Below are 12,377 nucleotides of genomic sequence, written 5' to 3'. Positions count from 1 at the left end.
AGTGGAATCACCGTCAGGTTGTATTCCGAATAGACATGAAAGAGGTCCTTGGCCAGGAGGCTCAAGGCAGAGCCCAAGGACACCAGAGAGCCGAAACCCAGAAAGCCTATCAGGATCATCACAAAGCCGACAGGCATCCCCGTGAAAAAAAGTAGCAAAAGAATAACAATGCCGATTGTTCCTATAATGACTGGATCCATCACACATCCCCTGAAAGATTACCCGCCTGGCTCATATCCCTGCGTCCCGCCGGGTTGGTGATGCGGAACACTGAAACGAGGCATACTGTTGCAAAGGTAAAGGCCATTCCGAAAAGGATCGGATAATAGGGAAGCCCCGCCGTGCCCGAGACCTGGTTACAGCAGTACAGGTCGATCCCGTATCGCATTTCGGTGAGCTGCTTGGTGTCCATCTTGGTGATGTCCTGGTCTTCGACGAGGATCGTGCCGGATGTGGGCTCGATCAGCCGGTTTAGCAGCCGCACCAGCGTTGATTTGCCCGATCCGGAAAGCCCCATGATCACAAATACTTCTCCGGCATAAACAGAAAAATTGGCGTCCTGAACGCCGATGGTCAGACCGGTTTCCTTGTAGATTTCATCCTTGGCCTTGCCCTGCTTCAAAAGCTCAAAGGCAGGGCCTGGATCGCCCCCGAAAATTTTGTAGGCATTCTCCACCACAAGGCGCTTCTGGCCATTTGATGAGTCGTTCCCCATGGTTATTGTCCTCTTTTTTGGATGATCTGAAAAAAAATCATAATGTAGGCCCCTGAAAAGTCCGGTTTCGAAAACCCTTTAGCCTGACATGGGCTCATGTTAAACACTATTGGCAAAGGGAAAAAAATCAAATAAATTTATCTCTGCTCTGAAATAAGTTTTTGATATAATGTTATATGTCTGTTTCTTCATTCTCTGATAACTGATAGTTTTTACTACAATTTTAATAGATTGTCAATTCGGTTGAATTGTAAAAAGCCTTTTTCATTTTTCAAAATGGCGAAAACAACTTGAAATTATGTGATATTCTGTTATTTTAAAAAAAATTAAAGGTGCAATCGATGTTCATTTTTCATACACTGTATTCATCCGGGACGGTTATACCCGGGCAGGTTATTGTTGATGCGATTTGCTTTGATTTGGGTGTTGCGGGGTCTGGTGACCTTTGCCGTGTATGTGATGTTTACCGTGGTGCTGTGCGTGTTTTTTTTCCTGGTGGCTGCGGTGAAATTTCTGGTTCCGGTAAAAGCGGTGCAAAAACGCGCCGGCCGGGGGCTTGACCGGATTGCCAGCGGCATGTGGGTGGCCTGCTCCGTTTGGACCCACCGGATTTTGGGCCGGGTGGAATATGATATCCGCGGGCAGGCGGATCTGCGCATGGACCGCTGGTGCCTGATTGTTTCCAATCACCAGAGCTGGGTGGATATCCTGGTGTTAATCCGGGTGCTTGCCGGCCGGGTTCCGCCATACAAGTTTTTCATCAAAAAGGAACTGCTGTGGCTGCCCCTTATGGGGCAGTGTTTCCTGGGGCTGGATTTCCCGGTGATGAAGCGCTATCCAAGGCATGTGGTGGAAAAATACCCCCATCTGAAGGGACAGGACCTGGAAACCACCCGCAAATCCTGCGAGAAATTCCGTCATACCCCTGTAGCGGTGATGAATTTTATGGAAGGCACCCGGTTTACCCCTGAAAAACACAAAAAACAAAACTCCCCCTACCGGCGCCTGCTAAAGCCCCGGGCCGGCGGGGCAGCCATGATACTCTATGCCATGGGCGATCAGCTGCAGGACCTGGTGGATATCACCATTGCCTATCCCGATGGTGTCCCAGGTCTGTGGGATTTTTTTTGCGGCCGGACCCGGCGTGTCCGGGTGGATGTTCGACTGCGGGCCATTCCCGAAGATTTAAAGGACGGCTGGTATTTTGCCGACCAGCAGGGCCGGGACCGGTTTTATCAATGGGTGGATCAGTTGTGGGCCCAAAAGGATCAGATCCTGGATTCTCTGCTGTCTGAATAATACCGGGCGCTGTCTTGTTTAAAAATGCCCCCCGCATCCGCAGTCACATCCGCTGCAAGCCGTGATTTCCGCCATGGCCCGCACCACCTCCCGGGCATCGGCCGGGGAGACGGATACGATTTTCAGGTTTAAATAAAACGGATCCAGGGCAATTTTCAAACGCAGGGGAAAGGGAAAGATATGACCGAAAAATTCGGGTATGGCGGATTTGCTGATTTCCAGGCTCAGCTGCTCCTCTGCGTACCGGCCTTCGATTTTCCGTTCCAGGGGGGTCAGGCCCGTCTTTCCGATGCCGAAAATAAACCCCACCGGCTCCGGGTCCATGACTTCGGTGCCGGATGGGCGCTTGCCGGCCGAAACCCGTAAATCCACCTTTATTAAGGGTTCAATGCGTTGTTTTGCAGTTTTCATCCGCTTTCCTTTATTCGTGACGCCTTGCTTCGTCTTTTTGGCTTTTACATAACACAGGCTCGGCCCGGGCATCAATACAAGTTGATACCATGGCAACGATTCTTTGTCTCAGCCGGGGCCCGGGTGTATCACGCCGGGCAGTGTCTCATTGAGACATGGCGGGAAAAGTTTGCCAAAAAAGCCGGAAATATTGGGTGCCGCCTTGTGGCACAAAGATTGAATAGCGTTTGGAAACAACTTGAAAAGTGATGCGGAATGCATATTTTAGTGAATTACGACCATGAACACCGAAATCCAAGGAGGAACCAATGGGAAAGACCATGCAGCATTTAAAGGACGCATTTGCCGGAGAATCCCAGGCCAACCGCAAGTATCTGGCATTTGCCAAGCAGGCGGACAAAGAGGGCTATCCGGCCGCGGCAAAACTTTTCCGGGCCGCAGCTGCGGCTGAAACCGTGCATGCACACGCCCACCTGCGGGCCATGGACGGCATCGGCAGCACGGCGGAAAATCTCAAGGAAGCCATCGAAGGCGAGACCTATGAATTTAAATCCATGTACCCGGACATGATCAAAGACGCCCGGGAAGAAGGCGAAAAAGCCGCGGATCAGAGCTTTACCTGGGCAAACGAAGTCGAGCAGATCCATGCCAAGCTTTACCGAAAGGCCTTAGATGAACTGGGCCAGGGTGAGGAAGCGGAATGCTATTATGTCTGTTCCCTCTGCGGCAACACCGTTGCCAACCAGCCCCCGGACACCTGCCCCATCTGCAAGGCCAAGGCCAAAGCCTTTGAACGGGTGGACTAGATTTTCTCCGGCCGGCTAAGGGGCCGGGTTTTCCCGGCCCCCGGCCAAAAGCCGGGCCATGGAAATCTGGTGCGGGGATTGTTCGGCCTCAGGCCGGTAAGCCCGAATCAGATCCTCAAGTTGCGGGTCCCTGGCGGGTTCGGGAACCTGCCAGGGACTTTTTCCGTGATCGCAAATCGCGTTGAGCACATCCGCCACCCGGATCCGGCTAAGATCCATTGCCGGCTGCCAGATCTGGCCGTCGCCTTCGATTTCCCGCAGCAGGCCCTGACCGCAGAGCATTTCACCGATCTCATGCACCAGCCGGGTGGGTATGGCCAGGTGCCGGGAGATCTGATCGGCTGTCGGCGGCGGGTTTCCGGTGTGAAAGTGCCGGGCGATTTCGTGCATGATGTATAGGGCCATGTGCTGGCGCTGGCCAAAGCTGGCGCCGGTGCCCTTGAATTCCTGCTGATAGGTTTTTAAGTGTTGGATGGCATTGGAAATCCTGGCGCCCACCAACACGATGATCCAGCTGATATAAATCCAGATGATAAAAATGGGCAGGGCGGCAAAGGTGCCGTATATTTTGTTGTAGCGGGCCATGCCGACATTGAAGGTTGTATAGACTTCAAATGCCAGCGCCCATACGCTTCCGCACACCACCCCGGCGATGAGTGCCGGCAGAAAACGCACGCGGGTGTTTGGCATGATCATATACATGGCCGTAAACGCGATCCAAAGGCCCATATACGGGATCAGCATGCCAAACAGGGCAAAAAAATCCCGGAACACCGGGTAGTGGGACAATGTCTGGACCATGGTGTGGGACGAAAACGATGTGAACACCGCAGTTGAAACCACCATGAGCAGCGGACCCAGGAGCAATACACTGATGTAGTCGGAAATTTTCCGGACTATCGGACGGTTGCGGGTAACTCCCCAGATGCTGTTAAACGCGCCCTCCACATTGCTGAGCATCATGATCACGGCATAGATGAGCACGGCGGTTCCCAAGGCGCCCAGGGCCTTGAAATCGGTGTTGGAAATATATTCCACAATCCGGCTGGTCAGCTCCTCCTGCTCTGCGGTCAGGTAATTGACCAGCACGTGTTCGATCTGGGTATGAAACCCCAGGCCCTTTAGCATGGAAAAGCCCACGGCCAGCACCGGCACCACCGCCAGCAGGGTGCTGTAGGCCAGTGCCGATGCCCGAAGCAGCAGCAACTGGCTGCGGAAGCTGTTGGCCGTGATCAGCACCACCCGTATCACGTGCAGAAATGCCTGATGAAGCCGCCCGGCTTCGGGCGGATCATTCCAGATATCGTTTTTCACAAACCCGGCCGCTCGGTTGGCGACATTTTGGAATTTTTTCATTTTAACCCTTCCAGGAAGTCCAGGTTCGGGGTTCGGTTTTTGAAGCCAAATTGAGCGTTTCCGGAAAATTTCAGCACAACCATCAACCAAGGATCTGTTCGAAAAAGTCATTGCCCTTGTCGTCAATGATGATAAACGCGGGAAAATCACGCACCCGTATTTTGTAGACCGCCTCCATGCCCAGTTCGGAAAAATCGATCACCTCCACTTTTGTGATGCAGTCCCTGCCCAGCCTGGCTGCGGGCCCGCCGATGGAGCCCAGATAAAATCCGCCGTAATCCTTGCACGCATCTTTGACAATGGCTGAGCGGTTGCCTTTGGCCAGGGTGACAAACGCGCCCCCGTGTTTTTGAAATAAAGGCACGTAAGGATCCATGCGCGCGGCCGTGGTGGGGCCGAAAGCTCCGGATGCATGGCCTTCCGGGGTTTTGGCCGGGCCTGCATAATAGATGATGTGATCTTTGATGTAATCCGGGAGCTGCCCGGTTTTTTCCAGCTGCTCATTGATCCGGGCATGGGCGATGTCTCTGGCCACCACGATATCGCCGGAAAGCAGCAGGCGGGTGGTGACCGGATAGCCGGAAAGCTCCCTGCGGATTTCGTCCATGGGCCGGTTTAAATCAATTTTCACCGCCGGGGTGTCCACGGCCGGAGCATCCGGCAGAAACCGGGCCGGGTTGGTATCGAGCTGTTCCACAAAAACACCGTCTTTTGTGATTTTGCCCTTGATATTGCGGTCTGCGCTGCAGCTTACCCCGATGCCGATGGGACACGATGCCCCGTGTCTGGGCAGGCGAATGACGCGCACGTCATGGCAGAAATATTTTCCCCCGAACTGAGCGCCCAGACCCAGTTGCCGGGATGCGGCCAGAAGCTTTGCTTCCATGTCCGGATCGCGAAAAGCGTGTCCGTATTCGTTGCCAGAAACGGGCAGGGTGTCGAGATAGCCGGCGGTGGCCAGTTTCACGGTTTTGAGATTGGCTTCCGCCGAGGTGCCGCCGATGACAATGCCCAGGTGATAGGGCGGGCAGGCCGCAGTGCCCAAAGATTTCATTTTTTCGGTTAAAAACGCGACCAGGGCCTTTTCGTTTAACACGGCCTTGGTTTCCTGAAATAGGTAGGTTTTGTTGGCCGACCCCCCGCCTTTTGCGATCATGAGAAAATTGTACGCATCGCCCGGGGTGGCGTAAAGCTCGATCTGGGCCGGCAGGTTGCATCCGGTGTTTTTTTCCGTGTACAAATCCAGGGGCGCGTTTTGGGAATAACGCAGATTGTTTTGGGTGTAGGCGTCAAACACGCCTTTGGAAAGGACTTTTTCGTCATCTGCGCCGGTCCAGACCTGCTGGCCCTTTTTGCCGATGATCACCGCTGTGCCCGTGTCCTGGCACATGGGAAATACGAATTCTGCAGAAATCACGGCATTTTTCAGCATTTCCAGGGCCACGAACCGGTCATTGTCCGAGCTTTCCGGATCATTTAAAATATCTGCAAGCTGTTGCAAATGCCGGGTCCGGTACAGGTGGGCCACGTCTGTGAAAGCGGTTTTTGCAAGCTCGGAGAGGGCTTCGGGAGCCACCTTGAGCACGGGCTGGCCTTCAAATTCGGCCATGCTAACACCTGCATCACTGAGTTTTCGGTACTGCGTGTCGTCGGCTCCCAGGGGGAACATGGGCTGATAATGAAACTCGGCCATCACAGACTCCTTTGCTTTAAGGGTTGCACTGTTATTTGATTTCTTCCATGGCCCGGCCATAGGTTTTCAGGGCACAGAAGTCACCGCACATGGTGCAGACGTCCTTGTCGTGGTCCTCGCTTTGGGCCCGCATGGCCCGGGCTTTTTCCGGGTCAATGGCATGGGCGAAAACCGCCGGCCAGTCAAAGCCTCTTCGCGCTGCGGTCATTTCCCGGTCCCGGTCCCATGCGCCGGCCACGCCCTTTTCCAGGTCCCCGATATGGGCGGCGATTTTTGAGGCAATAACGCCCTCGCGCACTTCATCCACACCGGGCAGGGTCAGATGCTCGGCCGGGGTCACGTAGCAGAGAAAGTCAGCGCCTGCAGCCGCGGCAATCGCCCCGCCAACAGCGCCGGCAATATGGTCGTGGCCGGCGGCAATGTCGGTGGGAAGCGGGCCCAGCACGTAATAAGGGGCCTGTCCGCACAACTGTTGCTGCAGTTTCATGTCCATGGCAATTCTGGATAAAGGCACATGTCCCGGTCCTTCAATCATTACCTGAACCCCGGCATCCCGGGCCTGTTGGGCCAGTTGTCCGAGCACCACCAGCTCGCTGATCTGGGCCCGGTCCTGGGCGTCATAAATGCTGCCCGGCCGCAGGCCGTCGCCCAACGACAGGGTCACGTCATGGGCCCGGGTGATTTCCAGCAGGCGGTCATATTGGCAATATAACGGGTTTTGCGAATTGTGGCGAGCCATCCATTCCGCCAGCAGGCTGCCGCCCCTGGAAACCATGCCCAGATGCCGGTCGCATTGTTTGAGCACCTTTAGTGTTTCCGTGGTAATGCCGCAGTGCACGGTGATAAAATCCACCCCTGCCCTGCACTGGGCCTCAATTTCATCAAAAATATCATCAGAAGTCAAATCAATGCAGGCTCGTCCTGCTGTCAGCATCCGGCTGACTGCTTTGTAAACCGGTACAGTGCCCACCATTACAGGGCTTTTGTCCAGTATGGACCGCAGGGTCGCATCCAGGTCCCCGCCGGTGGACAGATCCATGACCGCATCAGCGCCCGCAGCCACGGCTGCATCGAGCTTGGCCAGTTCCTGGGCGAGGTCATGCCGGCTCGGGGATGTGCCGATATTGGCGTTGACCTTGGTGCAAAGCCCTTTTCCGATTGCCCGGGGGACAAATTGCCGGGCGAGGTTTTTGGGTATCACCACCCGGCCTGAAGCGATTTTATCGCGCAGTTGCTCCGGGGACATTTGTTCATATTCCGCCACCTGGCGCATTTCATCGGTGATGCGCCCGGCCCTGGCCGATTCCAACTGTGTCATGGGATATTCCTGTTTTTGTTGTTGAATAGATGCTTTCGAATTTTCAATGGGATTTGCGGCCAATCAGACCTTGTCGGTCAGCTCCCGGGCCACCTTGCGGCCGGAAAGCAGCATGCCGCCGAAAATCGGTCCCATTCGGGGGCCGCCGGCTGTGGCATTGGCGGCCATGCCGGCCACGTAAAGTCCGGGAAAGATCTCCTTTGTGTTTTCCGTGGTATCGCTTTCAGCCCGGTCGGCCCACATGGCCTTCTGGCCGATGATGCCGCCGGTGGACGTGTTGAGCCGGCCCGGGTTTTTCTTGTCCACCATCTGCACCACATCCGTGTCATGGCCGGTGGCGTCAATGACGTAGCTCGCGCGCACCGTGAGCGGATCCACGTGCAGGCCGGCCATTTCCACCGGTGACCAGTTGATCACCAGCCCTTCGACCCGGTCGGGCCGCATCATCACGTCTTCGACACTGATGCAGTTAAATATGGTCAGCCCGGCGCGCACGGCTTCTGCAGTCAGCGAGGCTACTGCCTCGACTCCGTCTGCGGTGTAGTAGTCGTCCTGGTATTGCCGGTAACGGATGCCAAAGGCATCCAGGATGGCAAGGGCTTCAGCCTGGACCACGATTTCGTTAAACAACATGCCGCCTCCCCACATGCCGCCGCCGATGCTTAGCTTTCGTTCAAATAAGACCACCTTTTTGCCGGCTTTTGCCAGAAAATAACCCGCCACCAGGCCGGAGGGGCCGGCGCCCACGATGGCCACGTCTGTTTCCAGGTTGTCTGTGAGCTTTTGGTGATACCGTTCGATGATGGCCCGGGAAATCAGAATTTCGTCAAGTGCCATGATTGTCATCTCCTTGGTTTTGCGTTGAAAAACAAAAAAGCCGTTTTCCCGGCCGGAAAAACGGCTTTAACTTCCATTTGCGATCAGATGTCACGGATGGATGTGTTTGCTGCGTTTTCCCTGCGCAGGCATTACCCTGATCAGGTTTAAAGGGTTATCCGTGGAACTGCGGATTCTCAGCCGGATGTCGGCACCCCCAACGGCGGTTTCGGATTGTATTCAATAAAATAAAAGTCCGTTGCGCCTGGTGTCAAGAAAAACTTCAAAAAAGTTTTCAAAAAGGCACAGGCGCTGTTCTTTCAAGATGTGTACATGGGTGGGTCAGGGCGTTTTTGTGATTTCAAACATGCGGCTGCATGTCTCCTGGCAGGCTGCGGAAAACCTGAGGCCACGGCCGTTTACGGGTTCGGCCACAACGCTCAGGGTTTTTTCGGCGGTGTTGTTGGTCTGGCTGATATGGGCCAGGACCACATGTTTGAGGCGGTCGTGGATGACTTCCATGAGCAGATCCCGGGCGGCTTCATTGGAGAGATGACCGGTACGGCCCTTGACCCGCTGTTTGGTGGGCCAGGGATAGGGGCCTTGTTCGAGCATGGGCACATCATGGTTGGCTTCGAGCACCAGCAGGTTGCAGCCTTGCAGATGGTGGCGCACCATGGCCGTGGCCATGCCCAGATCCGTGGCAATGCCGATTTTGCCGGCATTGTTTTCCACTGTAAAGCCAGCGGGCTCGGCTGCATCGTGGGAAATGGAAAACGGGCGGAAAACAAGATCGTTTATGACAAACCGGGTGCCGCAGGAAAACGGGCAAAACGCGTCAATGCGGCCAAGATTTCGGGCTGCGGCCTTTCTGGTGCCGTCATTGATGTAAACCGGCAGGTTGTAGCGCCGGGCCAGCACACCCACGCCGGTTACATGATCGTTGTGCTCATGGGAAACCACCAGGGCGTCGAGGTTTCGGGGACAGATGCCCTGCTGCTGCATCCGGCGCTCGATCTGCACCCCGGAAAGGCCGGCGTCAATTAATACAGCGGTTTGGTCTGATGCCACATAAATGGCATTGCCCTTGCTGCCGCTGGCAAGCATGCAGATGCAGAGTCGGGCGGTGAGATCCGGCGATGACACACACGACCGGGAAACAGATGCGCCAAAAGGGGGTTGCTGTTTCATATGCCGGTATGCCCGAATCCCCCGGAACTGCGCTCCGAATCCGGCAGGCGCTCCACAAGTTCCACCAGCACGCGGCTTACCGGGCTGATGACCATCTGGGCGATTCTGTCGCCACGATTGATCACAAAGCAGGATCGGCCGTGATTGATCACGGCCACCTGGATCTCCCCCCTATAGTCGGCATCAATGGTGCCCGGAGAATTGATCAGTCCGATGCCGTGCTTAACGGCAAGACCGGATCTGGGGCGGATCTGAGCCTCGTGATCTGCGGGCAGGCATACGGCAAAACCCGTGGGAATCAGCCTGATTTCTCCGGGCTCAATGGCCACGGGTTCATTTACCGCCGCGCACAAATCCATGCCGGCAGAGCAGGCAGTCATGTATTCGGGCGCGGCAATGTCTGCATCCGATTCCGGCCGTATCCGCCGGCACTGGATCACGGGTTTGTTCGACATATGAAAAAAGGCCGATTATTTGTCGTTTTTCTTGGGCGGCCTGCGGGAACGGTTGTCTTTGTCCTTGCCGCCGCGGTTGTCTTTAGGCGGCCGGGATTCGCCATCCTCCTTTGCCGGGGCTTCAAGCAGGGCCTTGTGGCTTAAGCGGATTTTGCCGTCCCGGATGTCAATGACCTTGACCTGCAGCTTGTCGCCTTCCTTGACAATGTCGGTTACGCTTTTGACCCGGTAATGGGCAAGCTCGGAGATGTGTACCAGACCTTCGGTTTTGGCTTTGATCTGGACAAATGCGCCAAAATCCGTAACCCGGACAACAGTGCCTTCATATACCTGGCCGATCTCCGGCTCGGAGCCGATATCCCGGACCATTTCAGCGGCAGCCTCGCCTTCTTCCTTGGAGAATGCGGCGATTTTCACAAGTCCGCTGTCGTTGATCTCGATCTGGGTGTTGGTGTCGTTCTGGAGCTGTCGGATGTGCTTGCCGCCCGGTCCGATCAATTCCCCGATGCGCTCCGGGCTTATTTGAACGGTGGTTACGTTGGGGGCATAGGGGGAAAGCTCTTCGCGCGGTGCGTTGAGGGTCTCCTCCATCCGATCCAGGATGTGGAGACGACCGTTTTTGGCCTGCTCCAGGGCTGTTTCCAGGATGCTCCGGGACAGTTCCTTGATCTTGATGTCCATCTGCAGGGCGGTGATGCCCTTTCGGGTTCCGGCCACCTTGAAGTCCATGTCCCCGAACTGATCCTCGTCGCCCAGGATGTCTGAGAGCACAACGGATTTTTCCCCGTCCGTGATCAGGCCCATAGCAATGCCGGATACCGGTGCGGTCACCGGGACCCCGCCGTCCATCAAAGCCAGGCTGGATGCGCAAACCGTGGCCATGGAAGATGATCCGTTGGATTCCAGGACTTCCGAAACCAGGCGGATGGTGTAGTCAAAGGCTTCCTTGGCAGGAATGACCTTTTCAATGGCCCGCTTGGCCAGCGCGCCGTGGCCGATGTCCCTTCGACTGGGACCGCCGGGGCGCTTGACCTCTCCCACGGAATAGGGCGGAAAATTGTAATGGAGTAGAAACGGATAGGTTTCATCGCCCAGAAGCGTTTCCACCCGCTGTTCATCCTGGCCCGAGCCAAGGGTCAGGGCGGCCAGCACCTGGGTTTCGCCCCGGGTAAACAATGCGCTTCCGTGAACTCTGGGAAGAGGGGCGGTCTCGCAGGAAATCGGGCGCACCTGATCGGTTGCGCGGTTGTCAATGCGCTTGCCCTCTTTGAGGATCATCTCCCGGCAGATTTGTTTCTGCAGATCGCCAAGGATCTCAGATGCCTCTGATTTTCGCTCCTCGTATGCCTCGCCCAGGGCTTCGATGGCCTGTTTTTTGACACTGGAAAGGGCCTGGCGCCGTTCGAGCTTGTCAGCGATGGTCAGGGCCTGGCGGATATTGTCTGCGGCCAGTTGCTCCAGGCGCTCGGCCAGGCTTGCGTCTTTTTCCGGCAGGGCAAAGGGGCGTTTTTCCCTTGCCATGCTGTCGCGCAGTTTTTCCTGGATATCGATTAAAGGCTGCATTTCCTTGTGCGCAAAAAAGATGGCCTCGATCATTTCCGCCTCGGAAACAAAATCCCCGCCGCCTTCCACCATGATGATCCCGTTTCTGGAGCCGGCTACGATCAGGTTGATATCCGACTGCTCCCACTGGTCAATGGCCGGGTTGATCACGTAGCTGCCTTCAATCCGTCCCACCCGCACACAGGCAATGGGGCCGTCAAACGGGATGTCAGACAGCTCCAGGGCAGCCGAGGCGCCGATCATGGCCAGAACATCGGGTTCGTTCTGCTTGTCCATGGAAAGCACCGTGGCAATGACCTGGGTTTCGTAGTTGTAGCCCTTGGGGAACAACGGACGGATGGGCCGGTCAATGAGCCGGGAGGTAAGGGTTTCTTTTTCACTGGGCCGGCCGATTTCCCTGCGGAAGTAATTGCCCGGGATTCGGCCCGCAGCATAGATTTTTTCCTGATATTCCACGGTAAGCGGTAAAAAGGAGGCATCCGGTCTGGGGTCGGCACTGGATACGGCTGTTACCAGCACCATGGTTTCCCCGTACTGGACCAGAACCGAGCCCGAGGCCTGCTTGGCCAGTTTGCCGGCCTGGATGCTAAGCGTCTCGCCGCCGATCTGGGTTTTAAATGATATTTCCATATTCAACTCCTGAGCCTCTCAAAAATAGTGTAAATTTTTTGGATTTTATCCGGTCAAAAGCGGCTGCGCCGCAAAGGCCGGGGTTTTACAATATTGAGGACCCTGTTTAAGTGATTTGCCGGCA

General features: G+C 55.6%; 11 protein-coding genes, 1 pseudogene and 1 riboswitch. Of the genes and pseudogenes, 2 read left to right on the top strand and 10 right to left on the bottom strand.

Translation table 11 applies throughout. The features are described 5' to 3' along the window. A pseudogene (locus tag R6U41_RS09360) lies at positions 1-200 on the bottom strand (C4-dicarboxylate ABC transporter permease); the annotation flags it as partial. After that, on the bottom strand, positions 200-715 hold the full coding sequence (locus R6U41_RS09355) for an ATP-binding cassette domain-containing protein (RefSeq protein WP_410269572.1): 516 nt from the start codon (positions 713-715) through the stop codon (positions 200-202). The gene R6U41_RS09355 and the pseudogene R6U41_RS09360, both read right to left, overlap by 1 nt. 402 nt (positions 716-1,117) lie before the next feature. On the opposite strand from R6U41_RS09355, the gene R6U41_RS09350 reads away from it, so the two are divergent. Next, complete coding sequence (locus tag R6U41_RS09350; RefSeq protein WP_410269571.1) at positions 1,118-2,014, top strand: acyltransferase; 897 nt, start codon at positions 1,118-1,120, stop codon at positions 2,012-2,014. A gap of 18 nt (positions 2,015-2,032) precedes the next feature. Here the strand turns inward: R6U41_RS09350 and R6U41_RS09345 are convergent, their stop codons facing one another. Further along, on the bottom strand, positions 2,033-2,425 hold the full coding sequence (locus R6U41_RS09345) for a hypothetical protein (protein ID WP_410269570.1): 393 nt from the start codon (positions 2,423-2,425) through the stop codon (positions 2,033-2,035). 308 nt (positions 2,426-2,733) lie between these two features. Between R6U41_RS09345 and R6U41_RS09340 the strand changes: the two genes are divergently transcribed. Further along, positions 2,734-3,231: a rubrerythrin family protein gene (locus R6U41_RS09340; RefSeq protein ID WP_410269569.1), complete on the top strand. Its 498-nt coding sequence runs from the start codon at positions 2,734-2,736 to the stop codon at positions 3,229-3,231. A 15-nt stretch (positions 3,232-3,246) separates the two neighbouring features. Here the strand turns inward: R6U41_RS09340 and R6U41_RS09335 are convergent, their stop codons facing one another. The 7 genes from R6U41_RS09335 to pnp form a co-directional block, all read right to left on the bottom strand. Then, on the bottom strand, positions 3,247-4,587 hold the full coding sequence (locus R6U41_RS09335; protein WP_410269568.1) for a YihY/virulence factor BrkB family protein: 1,341 nt from the start codon (positions 4,585-4,587) through the stop codon (positions 3,247-3,249). A gap of 82 nt (positions 4,588-4,669) precedes the next feature. Next, positions 4,670-6,280: a fumarate hydratase gene (locus tag R6U41_RS09330; RefSeq protein WP_410269567.1), complete on the bottom strand. Its 1,611-nt coding sequence runs from the start codon at positions 6,278-6,280 to the stop codon at positions 4,670-4,672. A 31-nt stretch (positions 6,281-6,311) separates the two neighbouring features. Continuing rightward, positions 6,312-7,598: a phosphomethylpyrimidine synthase ThiC gene (gene thiC, locus R6U41_RS09325; RefSeq protein ID WP_410269566.1), complete on the bottom strand. Its 1,287-nt coding sequence runs from the start codon at positions 7,596-7,598 to the stop codon at positions 6,312-6,314. A gap of 63 nt (positions 7,599-7,661) precedes the next feature. Then, positions 7,662-8,435 carry a sulfide-dependent adenosine diphosphate thiazole synthase gene (locus tag R6U41_RS09320; RefSeq protein ID WP_410269565.1) on the bottom strand — a complete coding sequence of 258 codons (774 nt, stop codon included), beginning with the start codon at positions 8,433-8,435 and terminating at the stop codon, positions 7,662-7,664. A 99-nt stretch (positions 8,436-8,534) separates the two neighbouring features. Continuing rightward, a riboswitch (TPP riboswitch) is annotated at positions 8,535-8,643 on the bottom strand. A 113-nt stretch (positions 8,644-8,756) separates the two neighbouring features. Then, on the bottom strand, positions 8,757-9,605 hold the full coding sequence (locus R6U41_RS09315; protein ID WP_410269564.1) for an MBL fold metallo-hydrolase: 849 nt from the start codon (positions 9,603-9,605) through the stop codon (positions 8,757-8,759). Continuing rightward, entirely contained in the window at positions 9,602-10,060 is a 459-nt protein-coding gene (dut, locus tag R6U41_RS09310; protein ID WP_410269563.1) for a dUTP diphosphatase, read from the bottom strand. The genes R6U41_RS09315 and dut overlap by 4 nt, the downstream gene beginning before the upstream one ends. Positions 10,061-10,075: 15 nt before the next feature. Next, on the bottom strand, positions 10,076-12,253 hold the full coding sequence (gene pnp, locus R6U41_RS09305) for a polyribonucleotide nucleotidyltransferase (RefSeq protein WP_410269562.1): 2,178 nt from the start codon (positions 12,251-12,253) through the stop codon (positions 10,076-10,078). Positions 12,254-12,377 lie beyond the last annotated feature (124 nt).

It is taken from the genome of Desulfosalsimonas sp. (genome assembly GCF_046483245.1).
In the GTDB taxonomy this organism is placed as follows: domain Bacteria; phylum Desulfobacterota; class Desulfobacteria; order Desulfobacterales; family Desulfosalsimonadaceae; genus Desulfosalsimonas.
The sequence above is the reverse complement of the archived record's forward strand: the minus strand, read 5'-3'. Positions and strand labels throughout refer to the sequence as shown.